Origin of the sequence: Nocardia carnea NBRC 14403, assembly GCF_000308515.1 — a bacterium.
Lineage (GTDB): Bacteria > Actinomycetota > Actinomycetes > Mycobacteriales > Mycobacteriaceae > Nocardia > Nocardia carnea.
In genome coordinates this window covers 372,953-396,994 of record NZ_BAFV01000039.1, presented here as the reverse complement: position 1 = coordinate 396,994, position 24,042 = coordinate 372,953, and the positions used below count along the sequence as shown (strand labels likewise).

22 protein-coding genes are annotated in these 24,042 nt (G+C 66.4%); 17 read left to right on the top strand and 5 right to left on the bottom strand.

From position 1 onward, the window contains the following. Positions 1-118 precede the first annotated feature (118 nt). Positions 119-1,084, bottom strand: a complete 966-nt coding sequence (locus tag ON22_RS14720; protein WP_033241663.1) for a quinone oxidoreductase family protein — start codon at positions 1,082-1,084, stop codon at positions 119-121. 104 nt (positions 1,085-1,188) lie between these two features. Here ON22_RS14720 and ON22_RS14715 point away from each other — a divergent pair, with 104 nt between their 5' ends. Both ON22_RS14715 and ON22_RS14710 read left to right on the top strand, forming a co-directional pair. Continuing rightward, complete coding sequence (locus ON22_RS14715; protein ID WP_033241664.1) at positions 1,189-1,539, top strand: hypothetical protein; 351 nt, start codon at positions 1,189-1,191, stop codon at positions 1,537-1,539. A gap of 148 nt (positions 1,540-1,687) precedes the next feature. Further along, positions 1,688-2,917 (top strand): PucR family transcriptional regulator, encoded by a 1,230-nt coding sequence (locus tag ON22_RS14710; RefSeq protein ID WP_033241665.1) that lies wholly within the window; start codon positions 1,688-1,690, stop codon positions 2,915-2,917. Positions 2,918-3,214: 297 nt separating this feature from the next. On the opposite strand, the gene ON22_RS14705 is transcribed toward ON22_RS14710, so the two are convergent. The 4 genes from ON22_RS14705 to mptB all read right to left on the bottom strand — a co-directional run bounded on the left by ON22_RS14705 (position 3,215) and on the right by mptB (position 7,764). Continuing rightward, positions 3,215-4,189, bottom strand: coding sequence for a COX15/CtaA family protein (locus ON22_RS14705; RefSeq protein ID WP_033241666.1), 975 nt, complete (start codon positions 4,187-4,189; stop codon positions 3,215-3,217). A 66-nt stretch (positions 4,190-4,255) separates the two neighbouring features. Continuing rightward, positions 4,256-5,047 carry an ABC transporter permease gene (locus ON22_RS14700; RefSeq protein WP_373280862.1) on the bottom strand — a complete coding sequence of 264 codons (792 nt, stop codon included), beginning with the start codon at positions 5,045-5,047 and terminating at the stop codon, positions 4,256-4,258. 123 nt (positions 5,048-5,170) lie between these two features. Then, on the bottom strand, positions 5,171-6,106 hold the full coding sequence (locus ON22_RS14695; protein ID WP_033241668.1) for an ABC transporter ATP-binding protein: 936 nt from the start codon (positions 6,104-6,106) through the stop codon (positions 5,171-5,173). Further along, positions 6,103-7,764 carry a polyprenol phosphomannose-dependent alpha 1,6 mannosyltransferase MptB gene (gene mptB / locus ON22_RS14690; RefSeq protein ID WP_086007739.1) on the bottom strand — a complete coding sequence of 554 codons (1,662 nt, stop codon included), beginning with the start codon at positions 7,762-7,764 and terminating at the stop codon, positions 6,103-6,105. The genes ON22_RS14695 and mptB overlap by 4 nt, the downstream gene beginning before the upstream one ends. A gap of 474 nt (positions 7,765-8,238) precedes the next feature. Between mptB and ON22_RS14685 the strand changes: the two genes are divergently transcribed. The 15 genes from ON22_RS14685 to ON22_RS14615 all read left to right on the top strand — a co-directional run bounded on the left by ON22_RS14685 (position 8,239) and on the right by ON22_RS14615 (position 23,933). After that, positions 8,239-9,171 (top strand): helix-turn-helix transcriptional regulator, encoded by a 933-nt coding sequence (locus ON22_RS14685; RefSeq protein ID WP_081595570.1) that lies wholly within the window; start codon positions 8,239-8,241, stop codon positions 9,169-9,171. Next, on the top strand, positions 9,168-10,604 hold the full coding sequence (sufB, locus tag ON22_RS14680; protein WP_033241669.1) for a Fe-S cluster assembly protein SufB: 1,437 nt from the start codon (positions 9,168-9,170) through the stop codon (positions 10,602-10,604). The genes ON22_RS14685 and sufB overlap by 4 nt, the downstream gene beginning before the upstream one ends. Next, entirely contained in the window at positions 10,604-11,782 is a 1,179-nt protein-coding gene (sufD, locus tag ON22_RS14675) for a Fe-S cluster assembly protein SufD (RefSeq protein WP_033241670.1), read from the top strand. The genes sufB and sufD overlap by 1 nt, the downstream gene beginning before the upstream one ends. A 38-nt stretch (positions 11,783-11,820) precedes the next feature. Continuing rightward, a complete protein-coding gene (gene sufC / locus ON22_RS14670) occupies positions 11,821-12,588 on the top strand; it encodes a Fe-S cluster assembly ATPase SufC (RefSeq protein ID WP_033241671.1) in 768 nt (255 codons plus the stop codon). A gap of 1 nt (position 12,589) precedes the next feature. Next, positions 12,590-13,843 (top strand): cysteine desulfurase, encoded by a 1,254-nt coding sequence (locus ON22_RS14665; RefSeq protein WP_033241672.1) that lies wholly within the window; start codon positions 12,590-12,592, stop codon positions 13,841-13,843. 3 nt (positions 13,844-13,846) lie between these two features. Continuing rightward, entirely contained in the window at positions 13,847-14,353 is a 507-nt protein-coding gene (sufU, locus tag ON22_RS14660) for a Fe-S cluster assembly sulfur transfer protein SufU (protein ID WP_033241673.1), read from the top strand. Beyond that, positions 14,350-14,733, top strand: coding sequence for a metal-sulfur cluster assembly factor (locus ON22_RS14655; RefSeq protein WP_033241674.1), 384 nt, complete (start codon positions 14,350-14,352; stop codon positions 14,731-14,733). The genes sufU and ON22_RS14655 overlap by 4 nt, the downstream gene beginning before the upstream one ends. Before the next feature lie 824 nt (positions 14,734-15,557). After that, on the top strand, positions 15,558-17,132 hold the full coding sequence (locus ON22_RS14650; protein WP_033241675.1) for an ATP-binding protein: 1,575 nt from the start codon (positions 15,558-15,560) through the stop codon (positions 17,130-17,132). After that, positions 17,132-17,566, top strand: a complete 435-nt coding sequence (locus ON22_RS14645; RefSeq protein ID WP_051157625.1) for a roadblock/LC7 domain-containing protein — start codon at positions 17,132-17,134, stop codon at positions 17,564-17,566. Before ON22_RS14650 ends, ON22_RS14645 begins: the two co-directional genes overlap by 1 nt. After that, positions 17,563-17,910, top strand: a complete 348-nt coding sequence (locus ON22_RS14640; RefSeq protein ID WP_033241677.1) for a DUF742 domain-containing protein — start codon at positions 17,563-17,565, stop codon at positions 17,908-17,910. The genes ON22_RS14645 and ON22_RS14640 overlap by 4 nt, the downstream gene beginning before the upstream one ends. After that, complete coding sequence (locus ON22_RS14635; protein WP_051157624.1) at positions 17,885-18,508, top strand: GTP-binding protein; 624 nt, start codon at positions 17,885-17,887, stop codon at positions 18,506-18,508. Before ON22_RS14640 ends, ON22_RS14635 begins: the two co-directional genes overlap by 26 nt. Further along, positions 18,505-19,776 (top strand): cytochrome P450, encoded by a 1,272-nt coding sequence (locus tag ON22_RS14630; RefSeq protein ID WP_033241678.1) that lies wholly within the window; start codon positions 18,505-18,507, stop codon positions 19,774-19,776. The genes ON22_RS14635 and ON22_RS14630 overlap by 4 nt, the downstream gene beginning before the upstream one ends. 12 nt (positions 19,777-19,788) lie before the next feature. After that, positions 19,789-21,006: a cytochrome P450 family protein gene (locus tag ON22_RS14625; protein ID WP_033241679.1), complete on the top strand. Its 1,218-nt coding sequence runs from the start codon at positions 19,789-19,791 to the stop codon at positions 21,004-21,006. 244 nt (positions 21,007-21,250) lie between these two features. Continuing rightward, positions 21,251-22,465 (top strand): cytochrome P450, encoded by a 1,215-nt coding sequence (locus ON22_RS14620; RefSeq protein WP_033241680.1) that lies wholly within the window; start codon positions 21,251-21,253, stop codon positions 22,463-22,465. A 199-nt stretch (positions 22,466-22,664) separates the two neighbouring features. Further along, complete coding sequence (locus ON22_RS14615) at positions 22,665-23,933, top strand: cytochrome P450 family protein (RefSeq protein WP_033241681.1); 1,269 nt, start codon at positions 22,665-22,667, stop codon at positions 23,931-23,933. The last annotated feature ends 109 nt before the right edge of the window (positions 23,934-24,042 follow it).

Here is a 24,042-nt window from a genome sequence, read left to right as displayed (position 1 = left end):
GTCGCGGCCGGACGGAGGCTGTGGAACCGGCCGGCAACGACGAGGTGGAAAACCGCGGCGGTTCCCGGATCGCGAACCGCCCGGGCGTGAGAGCCGAGACTGTGCCCGGACGCCGGGTTCAGGGGAGCAGGACGATCGATCCGGTGGTCTTGCGGCTTTCCAAGTCGCGGTGGGCCTGTGCGGCCTCGGCGAGCGGATAGGTGGCACCGATACGGACGGTGAGCGAACCGTCGGCGACTGCTTCGAAGATATCGTTCGCGCGCCAATCCAGTTCCGCGCGATCTCGCGTGTAGTGGGCGATATTGGGCCGGGTCACGAACACCGAACCGGCCGCATTCAATCGCTGCAGATCGACCGGCGGTACCGGACCGCTGGCCGCGCCGAACAGGGCCAGCATGCCACGGACGCGCAGCGAGGCGAGGCCGGCGTCGAACGTGGCCGCGCCGACGCCGTCGTAGACCGCCGCCACACCCGTGCCGCCGGTCAGGTCGCGGACCCGGTCGGCGAGGTCGTCGCCGTAGCGCAGGACCTCCCAGGCCCCGGCGCCGCGGGACAGGGTCTCTTTCTCGTCCGAGGACACCGTGGTGATCACCCGGATATCGCGGGCCGCCGCCAGTTGGGTGAGCAGCAATCCGACCCCGCCGGCACCCGCATGAACCAGCACGGTCTCGCCCGGTTCCGGCCGGTAGACCGATTCGATCAGGTAGTGCGCGGTCATACCCTGCAACAGTGCCGAGGCGGCCACCGGTGGGTCCACTCCTTCGGGAACCGCCACGGCCACAGCCTCGTCGACGACCGTGCGGGGTGCGTAACTGTTCGGCCCGGCGGCCCAGGCCACCCGGTCACCGACGGCGAAGTTGCCGACCTGTGAACCGATTTCGGCCACCACGCCGGTGCCCTCGGAACCCGGGATATAGGGCACCGGCCGCGGATACGTGCCGGTCCGGAAATAGGTGTCGATGTAGTTCACACCGACGGCGTCGACCTCGACCAGTAGCTGATTCGGCCCGGGCGACGGGTCGGCAACATCGGTGAGGGTCAGTACCTCCGGACCGCCGTGCCGGTCCACCTGGATGGCGCGCATGGTCCAGTTCTACACGTGCGCCCGGGCGTGCAATACGCGGGTCCGGTGGGTGCGGCTGCCACGGCCCCGGATGGGCGGTACTACTCGCCGGTAAACTCCGGGATATGAGTGCAGATACCGCAACCGCCACCGTCCGCGCGCCGAAGGAGATCGTCGGATCGGTGCGTAAGTTCGTCGCCGCGCACGGCGGTTCGGCCGAGGCCGTTCCGCAGCCGGTGGGTCGCCGCGGCGTCCGGATCACGCTGGTCGGCGCCGACGGTGTCCTGGGGGACCGGATGGTCGCCGATGCGGCCACGGCGCAGGCCGTGATCGGCGCCGTCGACGGACTGACGGCCGCCGACGGCTGGGAGCGTGATCTGGTGGCCAAGACGACGCCACGTACCGGGCACTGGGAGAAGATGGCCGGCTGGGTCGCGAAGCAGGCACGATTCCCCAAGGCGCGTAACGAGAACTGAGTTTTTGCGGCGGCGGTCCTGTGTGTACTCACAGGCCGCCGGTCCGGGCAACAGGTAGCTCGGACAGTTTCCCGGCCAAAACCTACTGACGAGTAACCGCTTCACGCTACCGTTAAGGCTTCGTCAGCCCGGGGTAGAAGGAGCCGATATGACGGTCAGTAGTCCGACCCGTTCCCGACTTACGGTGTCCGGCCGTCCGATTTCGAACCATCTACGCGATGTGTCGACTCTCTCGCGTCAGATGGTCGGGCATTTCGTCGAGAATGTGGCGCCCTGCGGCACCTTGCCCGGCGATGCGCTACAGGGCGATGTCACCGCGGTGACCCGCTTATGCCTCGAACTCACCCTCGGCCGCCTCGACGGCCGCGAACTCCCGCACGAGATCGAACTCGTGCGCGATGCCGCCGCCGAGTGGGCGCGCGAGGGGATCCCGGTCGACACCATCAACCACGCCATCCACGAGGGCTTCAAACTCGGTTTCGACCACATCATGTCCACTGCCGGCCCGGCCGATTCGGCAACCCTGGTCGCCACCGCCCGCCGGATGCTGGAAATCCTCGACACGATCACCTCGGAAGTCGCGCTGGCCTATGTGAGCGAATATCGAGGGGTGGTCGCCGAACATCACACCGCGGTGCACACGCTGATCTCCGCACTGCTCGGCGGGCACAGCACCGCGACCATGGCGCGGGAATGCGGGATCGAGATCGCGCAGTCGTATCAGGTGCTGGCTCTGGGATTGCCGCCCCATCCGGACGAATCCGCGCCGCGGGTGGACGGCCGTATCGTCGCGCGCCGGAAATTGCGCCGGGTACAGGCCGAACTCGCCCGCAGTTGCGGTGAACGCGCACTGTCGTTGCTCAGTATCGACGGCGGAACGGTACTGCTGCCGGCGCATATGTTCCCCGATGAAGCACTCGACGAACTGATCGCCGGGCTGTCGCAGGCCGCTCAGGTACCGGTCACCGCCACCATCGTCACCGCGGAGACCGCCGATATCCCCGATGCGGCCGATCGCGCCCACGAACTTCTCGATATCGTCTCGCGGATCACCGCCGGTGGTGGGCTGCACCGGTTCTCGGATCTGGCACTGGAATTCCAGATCACCCGGCCCGGCCCGGCCCGGGAGCATCTCAGCGCCATCCTGGACCCGCTGGACGAGCATCCCGAGCTATTGGAAACGCTGCGCCGGCACATCGCCAACAATTTCAACCGCCAGCGCACCGCCCGGCTCATGCATATGCACACCAACACCCTCGATTACCGTCTCAAACGGGTCCGGCTGCTCACCGGTTACGACCCGGCGATTCCCAACGGCTTGTGGTACCTGACCTCGGCGCTGGTCGCGCGCAGCTATCAGAAGCGCCCCAGCGAATGACCAGACGACCCCCGTTGTCCGGCAGTTGAGTGCGCTGGAAAGCAGGCGGGTGCACCGTGCGCCGGCCGTTACGCGTCGGCCGACGGGCGATCGCCGGTCACCGGTGCGACCGGAACCGCCCGGCTAACAGCGCCGCGGTGTAAATGAGCTCCCGGCTCGGGACCGGTCCGCACTGGGGCGGTATCCGACCGGTCTGATGCTTCCTCGATATCCAGCCATGTGCTTACCGGTTGCGGGGCTGACCGAAGTCGTTGATCCGCACCGCTACAGCAGGGCATCGTGTGCCTCGCCGTAGGTTCAGGCGGGTTGAGTGTCGGGTTCGGGTGCGCCGACGGGGAGGCGCTCACGGGTGTGCAGTGAGGCCCACAGGGCTGCGGTGGCCGCGGTGCACAGCGCCGCGCCGCCCACGTGGATCGCCACGAGGGCCGCGGGAACGTCGGTGAAGTACTGCACGACCCCGACCAGCGATTGCGCCAGGACCAACCCGATCAGTACGAAGAAGCGATTGCGGACCGGTGTGGTGATACCGGTGGCGTACAGACCGAAGCCGAGGCCGATCAGCAGGGCGAGATAGCCGATGAGCAGTTGCGAGTGCAGATGTACCAAGGTGGTGATCTCGATTTCGAGCCTGGCCACCGGGCGTTCGATGCTCTTGTCGCCGGCATGCGGTCCGGCGGCAGTGACCAGGGTGCCCGCGAGGAGCACTCCGGCCAGGGTGATCCCACTGAGCACTGTGAGCCAGCGCAGCGGCGCCGGCGCCCGGACCGTATCGACCCCGTCGTCGGGAGCGGCGACCTTGGCGTACATCACGGCGGCCACCCACACCATGAGCATCGAGGCGAGCAGATGCAGGGCGACCGTCCACCACAGCAACCCGGACAGCACGGTGATACCGCCGATGATCGCCTGCAGTACCGTGCCGGCGGGCATCAGCCACGCATAGATCAGGACCTCCCGGCGCCGCCGGGCCCGGGTGACCGCCAGCACGATGAGCGCGGCGCACAGCGTCACGACGAAGGTGAGCAGCCGGTTGCCGAACTCCACCGCCTGATGGAGCACGGGCACCTCGGAAACCCCGACCGGGGTGAAACTGCCGGGGAAGCATTGCGGCCAGGTGGGGCAGCCGAGCCCCGAGGCGGTGACCCGCACGATCGCGCCGGTCACCGCGATCCCGGCCTGGGTACCGAGTACCGAGAGGGCGATCAGCAGCTGGGCGCGCCGGGAGGGCAGTGGGAGCCGGTCCACGACTCGCAGGAATGCGCGATAGAGCACGTCACGATGGTAGCGGGCGTGGCTGCGACCTCCGCAGCCGGACTACTACAAGTTGTCGTGGTCACTCTATTCGAAGCGGAACCAACGTGCGGCCAGCAGCCCGGCGACGGTTCCCCAGACGAGCAGCACCACCACGCCGAACCAGTCGATACCGCCGCTGAGCGCGTGTTCCAGGGCGACTGCCAGCGCCCCCGACGGCACCAGCCGGACCAGGGTGTGCACGATTTCGGGCAGCTCTTCGGAGGCGAAGACCACGCTGGCGATACCCAGCATGACGAACCAGAGGATATTGGCCAGTGCGAGCACGATCTCGGCTTTGAGCGTGCCGCCGAGCAGCAGCCCCATGGCCGCGAAGGTCGCGGTTCCCAGGGCGATCAGCACCGCGCCGAGTGCCAGCCCCGCGAGGCCCGGCCGCCAACCCAGGGCGACCCCGATCGACCCGAGCAGGACGGCCTGCAGGATCACCACCAGCAGGACGGCGCCGCTCTTACCGGCGACGATGCCCCAGCGCGGCAGGGGAGTGGCGCCGAGCCGTTTGAGCGCCCCGTAGCGCCGGTCGAATCCGACGGCGATGGCCTGGCCGGTGAAGGCGGTCGACATCACGGCCACCATCATCACCGCAGGCACGATCTTGTCGATCTTGTCCGGGCCCATATCGCCGAACGGCAGCAGCGCGAGCCCCACCAGCAGCGTGATCGGGATGAACATGGTGAGCAGCAGTTGCTCGCCGTTGCGCAGCAACAGCACCAGGTCGAGACGGGTCTGCGCGAACAACATGGCCACCCGTGGCGCCGGCTGGGGCGCGGGGGCGAAAATACCCGGTTCGAACCGGTTGGCCGAGAGATCCGGTTTGGTCACCAGGCCTCCTTTGACGGTTGTACATGTGGTTCGCGGAGGCCGAAGCTGAGGCGGAGGTATCGCATCACCATGCCTCCTCCGAAGCTGCCCGATGCGGTCGACGGAGATGGAGATTCAACCGCATCATGCGCGCAGATCCCGTCCGGTGAGTTCCAGGAAAACATCCTCCAGCCGGCGCTGGTCGATGCGGATATCGGTGGCGAGGACGTTCACCCGGGCGCACCAGGCGGTCACCGTCGCCAGCACCTGTGGGTTGATCTCGCCCTCCACCAGATAGGAGCCGGGACTGGTTTCGGTGGGCGCGAAACCCTCCGGCAGCGCACGCTGCAACAGTTCCAGGTCCAGCCGGGGCGGGGCGGCGAATCGCAACTGCCCGGCCGCGCCGTGCGCGGTGACCTCCGCGGGCGTGCCGGAGGCGACGATCCGCCCGTGGTCGATGATCACCAGATGGTCGGCCAATTCTTCGGCCTCATCCATCAGGTGGGTGGTGAGCAGCACGCTGACCCCGTCGCGGCGGAGTGCGTCGATCAACTCCCACACCATGATCCGGGCCTGGGCGTCCATACCCGCGGTCGGCTCGTCCAGGAAGACGATCTCGGGCCGGCCCACGAGCGCACAGGCGAGTGAGAGCCGCTGCTGCTGACCGCCGGACAGCCTCCGGTAGGGGGTACGCCGGCTGTCGGACAGCCCCAGCACACCCAGCAGCCAATCGGGATCCAGCGGATTCGCCGAATACGAGGCGACCAGGTCCAGCATCTCGCCGGCGCGGGCCCCCGGATACGCGCCGCCGCCCTGCAACATCACCCCGATCCGCGGTCGCAGCCGTTCGGAGTCGGTACGCGGGTCGAGCCCCAATACGCGGACTGTGCCCGCATCCGGGCGTACGAATCCCTCGCACATCTCCACCGTGGTGGTCTTACCGGCCCCGTTCGGCCCGAGCAGGGCGAATACCTGCGCCGGTTCGACGGTGAAACCGATACCGTCCACCGCGACGGTTTCGCCGTAGTGTTTGGCGACGTGGTCCACCTGGACGGCGGGTACCCGGGAAGCGGTCGTCACGAGGTCACACCGTATGCCCCGGCCGGCTGTGACGGGGCCGACACCCCCTGCTGAGCGCGCCACGGCAGGGCGTTACGCGTGACCACGATGAACAGCACGGACACGATCACCGTCGCGACCGCGGACCCGACGATCTGGAAAACCTCGAGGTCGGCGCCGCGTGGCATGAGAATCACGCTGACCAGCGCGGAGATCCCGATGGCCGGGACCCGGAACACCGGCCGGGTGGCCCAGGCCGCCAGGGGCACGATCGCCCACAGCAGATACCACGGATGCACCACCGGGAACAGGAGAACGATCGCGCCCAGCGATACTCCCAGTGCACCGACCGGGTGGATGCGGCCGGTCCAGGTCGCGAAAAGCATACGCACGGTGATGAAGCCCGCCACGACCCCGGCGATGGGCCGGGTGATACTCAGCAGTGCCGTCGTGTGGTCGCCCAATCCGAGCAGAACACCGCCGAAACCGGTGGCGATGCCCAGTGCCGTCGGCAACGACATCCAGCTGCGCACCGCGTTGGCCCCGCTGACCGTATCGAGCCAGCCGAACCCCAGACCGCTGGCCGTGCTGATCACCAGGGTCGTCAGTGCGGCGACGAGACCGAGCAGTGCCGCGGCTTTGACGACCGAACGTACGCCGGGGCCCCAGCGCCGCGCCAAGGCCATGCCCGCGAAACCGAGCACGATGATCGAAGTGATTTTGACCGACGAGGACAAGCTGACGGCGACAGCGCCGCCGATCAGCAACGCCCAGCCGCGGGTATCCAGCGGCGGCTTCCCCGTGTCCCCCGGCAGGCCGTGGATGGCGCGCAGCATGAGTTCCAGCCCCGCCAGCATCAGGCCGAGCATGAGCGCATCGTTGTGCACACCACCGATGAGATGGAAGAGCACCAGCGGATTGGCCACTCCCAGCCAGAGGGCGCTCACCGGCGCCACTCCGCAGCGCGCCGACAGACGTGGTAGTGCCCAGACGATCAGCGCCACTCCCGCCAGCGCCAGCAGCCGGTGAACCCAGACACCGGCGAGGATGTTGTCACCGGTGATCTCGGCGATTCCCTCGCCTATCCACAGGAACAGTGGTCCGTACGGTGCCGGGGTCTCGCGCCAGATGGTCGGAACATTGTTGGTGAGGACATTATCGATGCCGAGAGCTGCGACCGGCCCTTCCGCATAAGGATCGATCCCGCGTGCCGTGATCTCGCTCTGCGCGAGATACGAGTACACATCGTTGCTGAACATCGGCGGTGCGACGCAGAGCGGGATGATCCATACGAGCAGCGTGCGGTCCAGTTGACGGCGGGTGATCCGGCGCAGCGGTGAGCCGCCGAGGCCGCCGATGGCGAACCGGCCCAGCAGCAGCCAGGCCAGTACGACCGTGACCGTGCCGACCATGCACATCGCCAGCGACCCGGTGTGCGCCCGCGCGAAGATACCCAGTACCCGCATCCCGGACGTGGGGTTCTGGTGCACCGGTTGTGCGCCGATACCGAGGGCGCTGATCGCCATCAGTACGGTGCCGGTGGTGCCCATCAACCGGATCCGGTCCAGTTGCCGCATTTCCCGGCGATCGAGCCCGGGTGCTTCGGAAGATTCGTCGCTGTGCAGGACGGCGATGGTGTGATCCGAAGCTTTGACATCCAGTCCGAGGGCGCGTCGCATCAGGTGCAGCCCGCGCTGCCGGAGCGGTGCCGATGCGCCCGGGGCGCCTGCCTGTCCTGCCACGGCCATCGAGACTAGTTCGCCGGCGTCTCCGGTGGACCCCGGGCCGCGGCACACGGTGTGCCGAATCGAGGGGGTCGCATCGCCGGGGCGGCCGCGGGCGCATTCGGTGCTGCTTCCGGACACCGCTCAGTTATCGGCCGCGGGGCGCCGGCCGCTGCGGGTGATGCCGCGATCGGCACCCGGGGTGGGACACCGAGTCGTACCGGTGCACGAACACGGGGGCTCCGGCTTTTCGTGGCCGAGTGCACGCCGTGTGCAGCCCGGCAGCAAACTATCTCGCGACGATCCGGTATCCGGCCGCGCTGTCACCGAAGTGAAGCAGATCACTCCAGGTATTCGTGTCGGCCGAGGTGGACCGGACTTTCTCGGTGGAACAGGGGTTTCCGGTTTCCGGCCGGGACGGGTGGCGCTATGACACCCCTCCTGGTCAGGGCACCCTTATTAGATTTCGGGAACGAATTCCGCCACACTGATGTTGTGAAAACTGTGGGTTTGCCGAATGTGGACGAAAGGGCTGGTCACCGGGCCGGTACCGGGTCCGTCGGCGCGCCCGTGATCGGTGGCGAGGGCCAGACCCGGGCGGCGATCATCCAACTGCTGCTCGAGGACGGCCCGATCACCGCGACCGCGGTCGGTGCCGCGCTGGGGCTGGCTCCGGCCGGTGTGCGGCGCCATCTGGACGCGCTTATCGAATCCGGTCATGCGCGGGCGGGCCGATCCGCGCCGTGGCAGCAGAAGGGGCGTGGACGTCCGGCCAAGCAGTACCAGCTCACCGCCGCCGGACGCAGCATGCTCGGGCACGCGTACGACGATCTCGCCGGCGCGGCCATCCGGCAGCTGCGTGAGATCGGCGGCGAGGATGCCGTAACGGCCTTCGCCCGGAAACGGGCACGCACCCTGGTCGACGGCATCGACCCGTTGCCCGCCCAGACGAAGGGGCAGGCGGCTGATCCGGGCGCGACCGGGGACGATACCGTTCGGTCCGAAACGGTGGCCAAGGCCGACGAGATCGCTACGGCGCTGTCGGATGCCGGGTTCGCCGCGAGTACCCGGCGAGTGGGTGCGGGTGTGCAGATCTGCCAGCACCACTGCCCGGTCTCGCATGTGGCCGAGGAATTCCCCGAGCTCTGCGAGGCCGAGCTCGAGGCCTTCCGGGAAGTGCTCGGCACGCATGTGCAGCGGCTGGCGACCATCGCCAACGGCGACTGCGCCTGCACAACGCATGTCCCGCTCACCGTCCTGCCGGACCGGGCGGGCGGCCACCAACCGAACAACGCTTCACCATCAACCGTTGCACAGCCCGCAGCGGACGTAACGAACGACTCCGGAAGGAGTGCCGAATGACGACCACCACCGACCAGGTGCCGCAGCTGACCCAGGAGGAGGCCATCGCCTCACTGGGTAACTACGGATACGGCTGGGCCGATTCGGACGTGGCGGGCGCCAGTGCGCAGCGTGGTCTGTCCGAAGAGGTCGTACGCGATATCTCGGACAAGAAGAGCGAGTCCTCCTGGATGCTGGAGAACCGGCTCAAGGCGCTGCGTATCTTCGATCGCAAGCCGATGCCGCACTGGGGGTCCAACCTCGACGGTATCGACTTCGACAACATCAAGTACTTCGTGCGCTCGACCGAAAAACAGGCCGAGAACTGGGAAGATCTTCCCGAGGACATCAAGAACACCTACGACAAGCTGGGCATCCCGGAAGCGGAGAAGCAGCGGCTGGTCTCGGGTGTCGCCGCGCAGTACGAGAGCGAAGTCGTCTACCACCAGATCCGCGAGGACCTGGAACAGCAGGGCGTTATCTTCCTCGACACCGATACGGCTCTGAAGGAGCACCCGGAGATCTTCCGCGAGTACTTCGGCACCGTCATTCCGGCCGGTGACAACAAGTTCTCCGCGTTGAACACCGCGGTGTGGTCGGGTGGTTCGTTCATCTACGTCCCGCCGGGCGTGCATGTCGATATCCCGCTGCAGGCCTACTTCCGGATCAACACCGAGAACATGGGCCAGTTCGAGCGCACCTTGATCATCGTCGACGAAGGCGCCTATGTGCACTACGTCGAGGGCTGCACCGCGCCGATCTACAAGTCGGATTCGCTGCATTCGGCGGTGGTCGAGATCATCGTGAAAAAGGGCGGCCGCTGCCGTTACACGACCATCCAGAACTGGTCGAACAACGTCTACAACCTGGTCACCAAGCGGGCCAAGGCCGAGGCGGGCGCGACCATGGAGTGGGTCGACGGCAATATCGGTTCCAAGGTCACCATGAAGTACCCGGCCGTGTGGATGACCGGCGAGCACGCCAAGGGCGAGGTGCTCTCGGTCGCGTTCGCCGGTCCGGGCCAGCACCAGGACACCGGTTCCAAGATGGTGCACTTGGCCCCGAACACCTCCTCGAACATCATCTCCAAGTCGGTAGCTCGTGGCGGTGGCCGAGCCTCCTACCGTGGTCTGGTCCAGGTCAACAAGGGTGCGTACGGGTCCAAGTCGACGGTGAAATGTGATGCGCTGCTCGTGGACACCATCAGCCGGTCCGATACCTATCCCTACGTCGATATCCGCGAGGACGACGTGACCATGGGTCACGAGGCGACCGTGTCGAAGGTGTCCGAGGATCAGCTGTTCTACCTGATGAGCCGCGGTATGACCGAGGACGAGGCGATGGCGATGGTGGTGCGCGGATTCGTCGAGCCGATCGCCAAGGAACTCCCGATGGAGTACGCACTCGAACTCAACCGCCTGATCGAACTGCAGATGGAAGGAGCCGTCGGCTGATGGCAGTGGAGAATATTGCCGAGGCCGCTGAGGCTCGTAAGCCGGCGATCAACAAGGGCGAGGTTTTCACCTCGTTCGATGTGAACGCCTTCGAGGTTCCCTCCAGCAAGGACGAGGCCTGGCGGTTCACGCCGCTGCGCCGGTTGCGCGGCCTGCACAACGGCACGGCCATCCGGGACGGGAAGGCCGAGGTCGAGGTGACCGAGGTCGCGGGAGTCACCGTGGAGACGGTGGGCCGCGATGATGCCCGGCTGGGCACCGGCGGTATCCCGTCGGATCGGGTCGCCGCCCAAGCGTATTCCGGATTCGAGCAGGCGACGATCGTTTCGGTGGGCAAGGAGACCGAGGTCGCCGAACCTGTCGTCGTGCGCGTGACCGGTCCGGGTGAGGGAAAGACCGCCTACGGCCATCTCCAGGTGCGGCTGGCCGAATTCGCCGTCGTGACCGTCGTCATCGACCAGCGGGGCAGCGGCACATACGCCGAGAACATCGAATTCGTGCTCGGGGACAGTTCCCGGCTGACCGTCGTCGCCGTCCAGGACTGGGCCGACGACGCGGTTCATGCCACCGCGCACCACGCCATCCTGGGCCGTGACGCCGTCCTGCGGCATACCGCGGTCACCCTGGGCGGGGATCTGGTACGGCTCACCGGCAACGTCCGCTACGCCGGCCCCGGCGGCGATGCCGAACTCCTCGGCCTCTACTTCGCCGACGCCGGACAGCATTTCGAACAGCGGCTGCTGGTCGATCACGCCGTCCCGCATTGCAAGTCGAATGTGCTGTACAAGGGCGCGCTGCAGGGCGATCCCGATTCGCGCAAGGGCGATGCCCGCACGGTGTGGGTCGGCGATGTGTTGATCCGCGCCGCCGCCGAGGGAACCGATACCTTCGAGATCAACCGCAATCTCGTGCTCACCGACGGCGCCCGCGCCGATTCTGTGCCCAACCTGGAGATCGAGACCGGTGAGATCGTCGGCGCCGGCCATGCGTCGGCCACCGGCCGGTTCGATGACGAGCAGCTGTTCTATCTGCGGGCCCGCGGTATTCCGGAGGATGTCGCGCGCCGTCTCGTGGTGCGCGGTTTCTTCCACGAGATCATCCAGAAGATCGGGGTCCCGGAGGTCGCCGAACGGCTGGCGGCGGCCATCGAGGCCGAACTCGCCGCCGTCGGCGTCTGACCACCCAGCCACAGCCCACCGAAGGAATTCAGCAACCCATGACCACTCTGGAAATCAAGGACCTGCACGCCGAGGTCAACACGCCGGACGGAGATACCGTCAAGATCCTCAATGGTGTGAACCTCACCGTGAAATCCGGTGAAACGCACGCCATCATGGGTCCGAACGGCTCCGGTAAGTCGACATTGTCCTACGCCATCGTCGGCCATCCCAAATACACCGTCACGTCCGGCTCGATCACGCTCGACGGCGAGGACGTGCTGGAGATGTCGGTGGACGAGCGGGCGCGCGCGGGTCTTTTCCTGGCCATGCAGTACCCCGTCGAGGTTCCCGGCGTGTCCACGTCCAACTTCCTGCGTACCGCGGCGACGGCCGTGCGCGGTGAGGCCCCGAAGCTGCGGCACTGGGTCAAGGAGGTGAAGGAGTCGATGAACGAGCTCGAGATCGACGCCGCCTTCGCCGATCGCAGTGTGAACGAGGGCTTCTCCGGTGGCGAGAAGAAGCGGCACGAGATTCTGCAGCTGGGCCTGCTCGCACCCAAGATCGCCATCTTGGACGAAACCGACTCCGGGCTGGACGTGGATGCCCTGCGCATCGTCTCCGAGGGTGTCAACCGCTACCGGGAGCGGGAGAACGGCGGCGTTCTGCTGATCACCCACTACACCCGCATCCTGCGCTATATCCAGCCGGAGTTCGTGCACGTCTTCGTGGGCGGCCGCATCGTCGCCGAGGGCGGCGCGGAACTTGCCGAAGAACTGGACGCCAACGGCTACGTGAAATTCCAGACCGCCACTGCCGGAGCGTGATATGACAGCGACCCTCCCCGCCTTCGATGTCGCCCGGATCCGGGCCGACTTCCCGATCCTGAACCGTACGGTCCGGGACGGGAAGCCGCTGGTGTACCTGGATTCCGGTGCTACCTCGCAGCGGCCGCTGGCGGTGCTGGACGCCGAGCGCGATTTCCTGCTCGAAAGCAATTCGGCGGTGCACCGGGGCGCACATCAGCTGTCCGAAGAGGCCACCGACGCCTACGAGGCGGCCCGCGCCGAGATCGCCGGTTTCGTCGGCGCCGAGGCCGACGAGATCGTGTTCACCAAGAACGCCACCGAATCGCTGAATCTGGTGACGTACTCCTTCGCCGACGCGCGGTTCCCGTACCACGTGGGCCCCGGCGACGAGATCGTGATCACCGAACTCGAACACCACGCGAACCTGGTGCCGTGGCAGGAGCTGGCGCGGCGGACCGGCGCGACCCTGCGCTGGTACGGCGTGACCGAGGACGGCCGGATCGATCTGTCCTCGCTGGAGCTCTCGCCGGCCACCAAGGTCGTAGCCTTCACCCACCAGTCGAATGTCACCGGGGCGGTGGCGCCGGTCGCCGAACTCGTGCGCCGGGCCCGTGCCGTCGGTGCGCTGGTGGTGCTGGACGCCTGCCAGTCGGTACCGCACGCGCCGGTCGACTTCCGCGCCCTGGATGTGGATTTCGCCGCGTTCTCGGGCCACAAGATGCTCGGACCGTCGGGTGTGGGTGTGCTGTACGGCAAACGGGACCTGCTCACCGAGACCCCGCCGTTCATCACCGGCGGCTCCATGATCGAAACGGTCACCATGGAGGAGACCACCTACGCGCCGCCGCCGCAACGGTTCGAGGCCGGGGTGCCGATGACCTCGCAGGTGGTCGGGCTCGGTGCCGCGGTGCGCTACCTGCGGGTCATCGGTATGGACGCGGTGGCCGCACACGAGCACACCCTGGTCGATGCGGCACTGGAAGGCCTGAGCGGCGTGCCGGGTATCCGGATCGTCGGGCCGGCCGAGAACGTCGATCGCGGTGGGGCGGTGGCCTTCGTCGCCGACGGTATCCACGCCCACGATCTGGGCCAGATCCTGGACGACGAGGGTGTGGCCATCCGGGTCGGCCATCACTGTGCCTGGCCGCTGCACCGGCGCTTCGGTATCGCGGCGACAGCCCGTGCCTCGTTCGCGCTGTACAACACCGTGGACGAGGTGGAGAAACTGGTCGCCGCGGTGCGGAAGGCCCAGAGCTTCTTCGGGGTTGCCTAGAACATGCGTATGGAACAGATGTACCAGGAAGTGATCCTGGATCACTACAAGCACCCGCACAATCGCGGGTTGCGGGAGCCGTACGGCGCCGAGGTGCACCATGTGAACCCGACCTGCGGCGACGAAGTGACCCTGCGGGTGCATCTCGGCGACGCCGGGGATGTCGCCGATGTGTCCTACGACGGGCAGGGCTGTTCGATCAGCCAGGCGTCGATCTCGGTGCTCACCGATCAGGTGATCGGGTTGCCGGTGGGTGAGGCGCTGGGTGTCGTCGACTCGTTCAACGAGATGATCGGCAGCCGGGGTACCGTCGAGGGCGACGAGGACATCATCGGTGACGGCATTGCCTTCGCCGGTGTCGCCAAGTATCCGGCCCGCGTGAAATGTGCTCTTCTGGGCTGGATGGCGTTCAAGGATGCGGTGCTCCGGATCGACGGTGCCGCCGATGCCGTCGCCTCGGCCGCCGTGACGCCGGAGACCGACCGAGTACGGAACGGGGAAACATCATGACCGAAACAGCCGCCACCGAATCCACCGCGGATTCCGCACCCGCCGAGGCCGAACTGTCGGCCGAGGATCTCGCGCAGCTCGCCGATCTCGAGGAGGCGATGCGCGATGTGGTCGATCCCGAACTCGGTATCAATGTCGTGGATCTGGGCCTGGTGTACGGCCTGCGGGTCGAGGAGAGCACCGCGGTACTCGATATGACCCTGACCTCCGCGGCCTGCCCGCTCACCGATGTCATCGAGGATCAGTCGCGTAATGCGCTGGTGCGCAGCGGACTGGTCGACGATCTGAAGATCAACTGGGTGTGGATGCCGCCGTGGGGTCCCGACAAGATCACCGAGGACGGCCGGGAACAATTGCGGGCGCTGGGTTTCACCGTCTAGGTGGGCTCGGCGACAACTTCAGCGACGTCGAATTCGGGCGGCGGCCGAGCGGCCGCCGCCCGAATTGGTCTATACCAGAATCGGTCCGGACTGGCAGCCGGAAGCCGTCCACTGGTATGGGCCGCTGCGGAGTTGATCGGAAACGGTCGTATTTCCTCGCGTTAATGCCGGTGTGGTAGCGGTTCCCGGGCATATTGGCGGCGGCCGAGTTCTGTGAACGGGCGGGATTGTGTAGCGCGGCATTATTGTTTTCTGTGCGGACGGTCTCCGGTGTCGGCTGTACGGCCGGGGATTCGGTCGAGACCCTGATATCAATTTTCGGCGCGTGTTGCCAATCGCCGACCGGCCGGTCCGGTTTCCGCTCCGTCGCTGGTGATAGGGGACAGTCGTGCGATGTGGGCTGTGGCACGCGTGAGATCACGGGGGTCTCGGGGGAGGAATCGAGTTCGTGATCTTCACCCGCGCAATGCCTTTCCGCATTCTACGAGGTCCCGGCACTATCACGGATCGGTGACAATCGATTATCGACCGTTATTGAGAGAGTTCACGTCAATGCTGCTACTGTGAGCGAGTCGTCGGGTTCCGGGCCATCGAGGATGTGCTCCGATGGTCAGCGAACGGCCGAATGACTTGTCCCTTAGTTACTTTCGAGTAGCCGAAAGTGTCTAAGGGATATGTCACCGACCGGACCGCTGGTGCCCGGCGCGGACCTCATCCGGCCAGGGGCGAACATGGTCGGCGTCGCGAGGAAGGCGAGACGAAGCGCCGTGGCATCCACGGCACCGCGTGGCGCACCTCGAGCCCCGTCAACGACGAGAAAGCTGATGAATCTGAATACCGCCGTGCTGCTTCCCTGGATCCTCGCCACCTTACTGGTGCTCGGCGTGGCGTGGTACGCCGTTCGGGCCGTGCGCGAACAACAGAAGCGTCTCTCCGTACTCGAGCGGGAGCTGGCCGTTCGCGAAGATGCCCTCGAACATCTCGCCGCGAGCACACTGCCCGCGCTATCGGAATCCGTACGCCGGTTCGAACAGACCGCCGTCGGTCCCGAAGTCCCGCCGGGACTCGAGAACTCGCGCTTCGCGCAGTGCCTGCGCTGGATCCTCGATCGGGTTTCCGAAGATCTGCGCACCGTCCAGAGCGAAACCCGTGAAACCGTCACCCGCGAAACCGAAGAACAAACCCGCGCCGCGGTCGCCGCGGCCGAGCAGAGCGTGCGCACCGAGGCCGACAGCGGCCGCGAACGCTCCGAATCGCTTGCCCGCGAAGCGACCAGCGCGGCGGTGCGTTCCTTCGGGACTTCGGTGGTGAGCCTCGGCGCCGACGTCAGTCAGGTGGTGAGCGCCGCGCTGCGTGAACACCGTGACGACCGCGTGTACGAGACCCTCATCCGTATCGACCACACCGTGCAGCAGATGATCCGCCAGGCCCAGTCCTATGTGATCGTCTGTGGTGGCCTGCCCGGCCGCCGGTGGCCCGCCCAGTCGCTCACCGATGTGGTGGGCGGCGCGACCGGTCGTGTGCGCGACTACCTGCGCGTACGGCCCGCCCAGCTCGACCGCGTCGTTATCAGCCGCGCGGTGGAACCGCTGGTGCACACCCTGGCCTCGCTCATCGACAACGCCCTGCGTTATTCGCCGCCCACTTCGTTCGTCGACGTCACCTTCCAGGAAGGCCATCACGGTGTGACCGTGATCGTCGACGACGCCGGCGTGCGGATGAACGCCGAGCAGATGGAGGAGTCGCGCCAGGTTCTGGCCAACGAACGCACGGTCGATATCCACCAGCTGGGCCCGGCCCCCAAGGTCGGTTTCCCCGGCATCGCCGCCCTCGCTCGCCGCTACGGGTTCACCGTCTACATCGACGGCCCGAACGCCTACGGCGGTATGCGCGCCATGGTCTACATTCCGGAGGCACTGCTGGTCGCTCCAAAGGCCGATAACGACAACGACGCTCTCTCCAACGGCGGCCCGGCCCCCCGGGAACTCGCTGCGGTACCCGGTGGCCAGGCCTCCGCGGTATCGAGTGGTAACGGTAATGCCCTGGCCGGCAACACGATGTCGGCTCGGGGTGGTGCGCATGCCGCCACCGAGACCGGCGCCCATGCCGCGGTACCCGCCGCGGCCGAAGCGCCGGCGCCCGGCGAATGGTCCTCGGCGGAATCCGCCGAGGACACCGGCACCGAACAGCGGACAACCGTGCACGACATCACCAGCGGTGGTCTGCCCAGGCGGCGCCGCCGTGCCGCGGCCGTACCCGCGGATATCAACGATCGTCTGTCCGGGCAATCCAGGACCGAACAGGGGCAGGCTCGCCCCGATATCGCCGCCGCCTGGCAGAGCGGCTCCAAGAGCGGCCGAGCCGCCGCATCCGAAAACACCGAAGGGATGACATCCTGATGGGTTCACCGAGGACAGTGGTATCAGACAGCACCAATAAACTGGGCTGGTTACTGGACGATCTCGAGGTTCCCGGCGTCCGATTCGCCGTTCTGCTCTCCGAGGACGGGCTGCGTATCGCGCATTCTGCCGGTATCGCCAAAGACGATGCCGAACGGTTCGCGGCCGCGGCCTCGGGTCTGCGCTCGCTGGGCAAGGCGCTCGGAGAGTTCTGTGGCAGCACCGGAAACGATGTACGGCAGAACATGACCGAATACGACCAGGGCATGATCATGATCACCGCCGCCGGCGAGGGCGCGCTGCTCGGCGTGGCGACCATGACCGATATCGATGTGGGTCTCATCGCACATCGCATGAACGAGCTGGCCGGCCGGGTGGGCCACGAGCTCGGTAGTGAGCCCCGCAGAGGCGCACACGGCGGCGATCTGCAATGAGCCGGTCGCGGCGTGACCCAGACCTGGTCCGTGCCTACGTGCGGACCGGCGGGCGCTCGCGTCCGACCCGCGAGCTGGGTCTGGTGACGCTTGTCGTCGCCGTATCGGACCCGGCGCCGGGCGCCACTCCGGACGCGCGCCGAGTGGTCGATGTATGCGCTCGTGGTGCCCTGTCGATCGCGGAGGTCGCCGCGTATCTCGACCTGCCGCCGTCGGTGGTGACGATCGTCGTCTCCGATCTGCTGGACAGCGGACACCTGAATATCCCGACCCCGGCGGAGATCATGCCGGAGATCGCCCTGCTCGAGGAGGTACTCAATGGGCTCCGTGCTCTCCCGGCCTGATCGGTCCGCGGATTACGGCCGCGCGGTCGACTACGTTGCGGAGACGGTGACCCGGTCGGTGAAATTGCTGGTCGCCGGTAATTTCGGCGTCGGTAAAACCACCTTCGTGAGCAGTGTTTCGGAGATCAAACCGCTGCGTACCGAGGAAACCATCACCGAGGCCAGCGTCGGGATCGACGATCTGGGCGGACTGGGATCGAAGACAACGACGACGGTCGCGATGGACTTCGGGCGCATCACACTCAATCCCGAGTTGGCGCTGTATCTCTTCGGCACGCCGGGGCAGCAGCGGTTCATCCCGCTGTGGGAGGAACTGGCCAAGGGCGCCCTGGGCGCCCTGGTGCTGGTCGATACCCGGCGGATCGAGAAGGCCGACGAGGTGCTCGCTACGCTGGAGGAGCGTGGGGTGCCCTACGCGGTCGGGGTCAACGAGTTCGAGGGATCGAATCGCTATCCGCTGTCGGAGATTCGTGAAGCGCTCGACCTGACCGAGGACACTCCGCTCGTCGCGCTCGACGCCCGGGATCGGCGTACCTGCTTGCAGGGGCTGATCACGCTCGTCGAATATCTGTTCCATCGATTGGAGTCTCGTCTTTGACCACGCAGCATTCTCCGGTTCCGCAGCAACAACCTCCGTTCGCCGGTAGTCCGGTGGTCCACGGAGAACCCACCGGAGGCGTTGGCCCACGATTCAGTCTCTACACCGAGGAATTCGCCGGCGACCCGCATCGCGCCTATGCCGCGATGCGTAGCCGGTACGGGTCGCTGGTTCCCATCGACCTGGCTCCGGGTGTTCCGGCCACCTTGGTGATCGGGTATGAGGCGGCGGTCCGGATTCTCAACGATCCCGACCGTTTCCCGGCCGATCCGCGGACCTGGCAGGGCAGTATCCCGCCCGATTCGCCGATCCGGCCGATGATGGAGTGGTATCCGAACGCGCTGCGCAACAGCGGTGATCTGCATCTGCGCTATCGCCAGGCGTATGTGCACGCGATCGACGGGATCGATCTGCACGAGTTGCACCGGACGGTGGAGCGGATCGCCGTTCCGCTGATCAACTCGTTCTGCGAAACCGGGAAAGCCGATCTCGTCACGCAGTACGCCTTCCCGCTGGTTTTCGAGGTGCTCAACCGGATGGTCGGGTGCACGCCGGAACTGGGGGAACGGGTCGCCAACGGGATGGCCGCGCTGTTCGATACGGTCAACGCCGAATGGGGGATGAACCATCTGAGCGAAGCGTTGATGGAGCTGATCTTCCAGAAGCGTTCCGATCCCGGGAGCGATGTCACCTCGCGGCTGGTCCATCATCCGGCGAAACTGGATGACGAAGAGCTGCTGTCGAATCTGATCAGCTTCTACGGCGCCGGGGTGGAACCGCAGCAGAACCTGATCAACAACACCTTGCTGCTGATGATGACCGATGAGCGGTTCGGCGGAAGTATGCTCGGCGGCAGTCTGTCCACCCGGGACGCGCTCGACGAGGTGTTGTTCAACGACCCGCCGATGGCGAATTTCTGCACCACCTATCCGCGTCAGCCGATTCTCGTGGAGAACACCTGGCTACCGGCTCACCAGCCGGTACTGATCAGCCTGGCCGCGTGTAACAACGATCCGGCCGTCCGGGGCGGCGACCATATCGGTAACCGGTCACATCTGGCCTGGAGTATCGGACCACATACCTGCCCGGCGCAGTCCCCGGCGCTCGTGGTGGTCCAGGGGGCGATCGACCTGCTGCTCGACGCGCTCCCGGAGCTGGAACTGGCGGTGCCGTCCGAGGAACTCGGCTGGCGCCCAGGGCCTTTCCACCGGGCCCTGGCGTCGTTGCCGGTCGTCTTCCCGCCGTCGCCGCCCCTGAATACCGTTTAAGGAGAACGTTCGTTGGAACGCGAAACCATCGTCCTGGATATGGCCGGTGCCGATGTCGTCGGTGAATCCGCCCGGTTGCGTGCCCAGGGCCCGGCGGCGCTGGTGGAACTGCCCGGCGAGGTTCCGGCCTGGGCGGTTACCGACGCCGCGGTACTGAAGAGTTTGCTGGCGGATCCCCGGGTGTCGAAGGATCCGCGGCAGCACTGGACGGCGTTCGCCAACGGTGAGATCACCGCGGACTGGCCGTTGCTGCCGTGGATCGCGGTGGAGAATATGTTCACCGCCTACGGTGCCGACCATCGGCGGCTGCGCAAACTGGTATCGCCCGCGTTCACCCATCGCCGGACCGTGGGCCTGCGGCCCCGGGTCGAGGCATTGGTTGCCGAACTTCTCGGCAACCTGGCCGCTGTCCCGGCCGGTGAGGTTGTCGATCTGCGGGAGTACTACGCCTATCCGGTGCCGATCCAGGTGATCACCGAATTGCTCGGGGTTCCGGATACGCTGGGCCCCGGCCTGCGGGTCTGTGTCGACCGGTATTTCGATACCACCATCGGGCAGGAAGAGGCCCAGGCCAACTATGTCGAGATGTACGGTCTGGTCACCGAACTCGTCGCCTACCGGCGGGCGAATCCCGGTGACGACATCACCAGCGTGATGATCACGAACCGGGACGAGGACGGTTCGCAGCTCGCCGAGAATCAGATCATCGATACGCTGATGCTGGTCATCAACGCGGGGCACGAGACGACGGTCAACCTGCTGGATCAGGCCATCGTCGCGCTGCTCACCCATCCGCAGCAGCGTGCTGCCGCGCTGGCCGGCGAGATCGGCTGGGCGGATGTGGTGGAGGAGACACTGCGCTACCAGGCCCCCGTCGCGCATCTGCCGCTGCGCTTCGCGGTCGAGGATATCGAGATCGAGGGCCTGCGTATCGGTAAGGGTGAAGCCATCCTCGCGTCGTACGCGGCCGCCAGTCGTGACCCGAAAGTGCACGGCGCCACCACCGATACCTTCGATGCGGCGCGTGCGGTCAAAGACCATATCGCCTTCGGGCACGGCGCCCACCATTGCATCGGCGCGCCGCTGGCCCGGATGGAAGGCGAACTGGCGCTGCCGGCGCTGTTCCGCCGCTTCCCGAACATGCGGTTGGCGGTGGAACCGGGCGAGCTGAAACCGGTGGTGAGTTTCGTTTCCAACGGACATCAGGAATTGCCTGTGTACTTGTCCTGATACCGGTACCGTGCTCAGGGCGGATTCCTACAACTTCATGCCGATGGCTCGTCGCGCAGGGTCGCCGAACGAGGTGTAGGGTCGGCGGATTTGTCTGCGAAACAGCTGTTCGCTCAGCGCGTTCGGGGAACTTGCCCAGCAGGGCCCGGATCGTGCGGTGAACGGCTGTTCCCTCGATTGGAGTCCTGTCCTTGCCCGTGCACTACGCCCCGGTGTCGTTACCGCAACCGACAGCGAATGCCCGATGATCCACGGCGAACCCACCGGAGGGGTGGTCCCGCGGTACAGCATCTATTCGGCGGAATTCGCTGACGATCCGCATCGGGCCTATGCCGCGATGCGGGATCGTCACGGTGCGCTGGTTCCCATCGAGCTCGCCCCGGGAGTGCCCGCCACCCTGGTGATCGGATATGAAACGGCGCTGCGGATTCTCAACGATCCCGAGCGGTTTCCCGCGGATCCACGCGCCTGGCAGAACAGCATCCCGGCGGACTCACCGGTCCGGCCGATGATGGAATGGAACCCGACCGTGCTGCGCAGCAGCGGTGAGCTGCACAGGCGCTATCGACAGGCCCATGTCCATGCGCTCGACGGTATCGACCTGCACGAGTTGCACCAGGACGTGGAACGGATCGCGGTCCCGCTGATCAACTCGTTCTGTGAATCGGGGAAAGCCGAACTCGTCACCCAGTACGCCTTTCCATTGGTCTTCGAGGTGCTCAACCGGCTGGTCGGTTGTACACCGGAGCTGGGGCAGCGGGTGTCGGCGGGGGTGGCGGCGCTGTTCGAGGGCGTCGAGGCGGAATGGGGGATGAAACATCTCGCCGAGGCGCTGATGGAACTCATCATCGAGAAACGAGCGGCTCCGGGCGACGATGTCTCCTCACGGTTGATCCACCATCCGGCGAAACTCGACGACGAGGAAGCGCTGTACAACCTGAGCACCATCTACGGTTCGGGTGTCGAACCGCAGCGCAATCTCATCGTCAACACCTTGCTGTTGATGATGACCGACGAGCGTTTCGGCGGAAGTATGCTCGGCGGCAGTCTGTCCACGCGCGATGCCCTGGACGAGGTGCTGTTCAACGATCCGCCGCTGGCCAACTTCTGCACCACCTATCCGCGGCAGCCGGTCCTCGTGGACGATACGTGGTTACCCGCGAATCAGCCGGTGCTCATCGGTCTGGCCGCGTGCAACAACGATCCGGCCATCCGTGGCGGTGATTTCGCCGGCAACCGATCCCATCTGGCCTGGAGTATCGGACCGCACGCCTGTCCGGCGCGGTCGCCCGCGTACGTGGTGGTAGAAGCGGCGATCGACCAATTGCTCGATGCGCTTCCGGAACTCGAGCTGGCGGTACCGGCCGACAGACTCACCTGGCGTCAGGGGCCGTTCCACCGCGCCCTGGCGGCCTTGCCTGTTGTGTTTCCACCGTCGCCGCCACTGAACCCGGTGTAGGGAGCCGATAGCGCGGCGAACTTCTTCGATGAGCACCGGCAATCGCCTGTGCTGCAGCGTTTCGGCCGGTAGCGTACGACGCACAACTTCATTGCTGATGGCTCGTCGCGGACGTCGCTGAACGGGAGGTTTGAGTCGGCGGATAGGTCTGCGAACCCGCACTGTTCACCGATTCGCCCGAACCTCGGAGTGTGATGTCTTGACCACAGCGAAAACTGATCGGTACGACGCGGTCGACAGCGTCCCGTTGACCCACGGATCTCCCGTGGATACCGCCGGCCCGCGAATCCCCCTGTACACCGAGGAATTTGCGGCCGATCCGCACAAGGTCTACCGGGAGATGCGCGAACGCTTCGGCTCGCTCGCTCCGGTGGAACTGGCGCCGGGCGTTCCGGCCACCCTGGTGATCGGCTACCACACCGCGGTGCGGATCATGCACGATCCCGAGCATTTCCCCGCCGACCCGCGCGTCTGGCAGCGGGGTGTACGCGCGGACTGTCCGGTGCTGCCGATGATGGAGTACCGCCCGAACCCGCTGCGCACCGTGGGACACGACCGGGCGCGCTATCGATCGGCCGCGGTCGCGGCGATCGACGGTGTCGATATGCACGAACTACGCGCGACCATCGAGGAGATCTCGATTTCGCTGATCAATTCGTTCTGCGCGGACGGACATTGCGATGTGGTCGGCCAATACGCTTCCCCGCTCATCTTCGCCACCCTCAACGCGATACTCGGCTGCCCGCCCGAACTCGGGCATCGGGCGGCACAGGGACTGGCGGCCATGTTCGACACCGTGGACGCCGAAGCGGGGAATGCGACGCAGGCCGATGCGCTGCTCGAGCTGGCCCGGCTCAAGCGCATGCGGCCCGGCGACGATATCACCAGCCGCCTGGTGCAGCATCCGGTTCACCTCAGCGACGAGGAGACCCGCCAGCAGCTGGCTGTGATGTACGGCGCCGGTACCGAACCGCCGCAGAGCCTCATCTCGAACACCTTGCTACTGATGCTCACCGACGAGCGTTTCGCCGCCACGGTTCTCGACGGCAGCCTGTCCACCCGCGATGCCCTCGACGAGGTGCTGTTCAACGATCCGCCGCTGGCGAACTACTGCATCAGTTATCCGCGTCAGCCCATCCTGATCGACGGTATCTGGCTACCGGCGCATCAACCGGTGCTGATCGGTATGAGCGCCTGTAACAACGACCCCGCGATCAATACCGGCGGGCTCGCCCACAACCGGTCGCATCTGGCGTTCAGTATCGGCCCGCACAGCTGTCCCGCCCAATCGGTGGCGCTGATGATCGTGCGCGATGCCATCGACCAGCTCTTGGACGCGATCCCGGAAATGCAGCTCGCCGTACCGCGGACGGAACTGCGCTGGCGGCCGGGCCCGTTCCATCGAGCCCTGGTCTCGCTACCGGTCACCTTCCCCGCGAGCCCGCCGATACTCACCGGCGGTCACTGAAGTCCCCGGACCGGGGCCCGCCCTTCGGTGGGCCGCACGCCGGGCAACCCGGCCGCCGCCCAGGACACCGTCGGCGCGGCTGCCGGGACTGCCACCGGCGACTCACCGC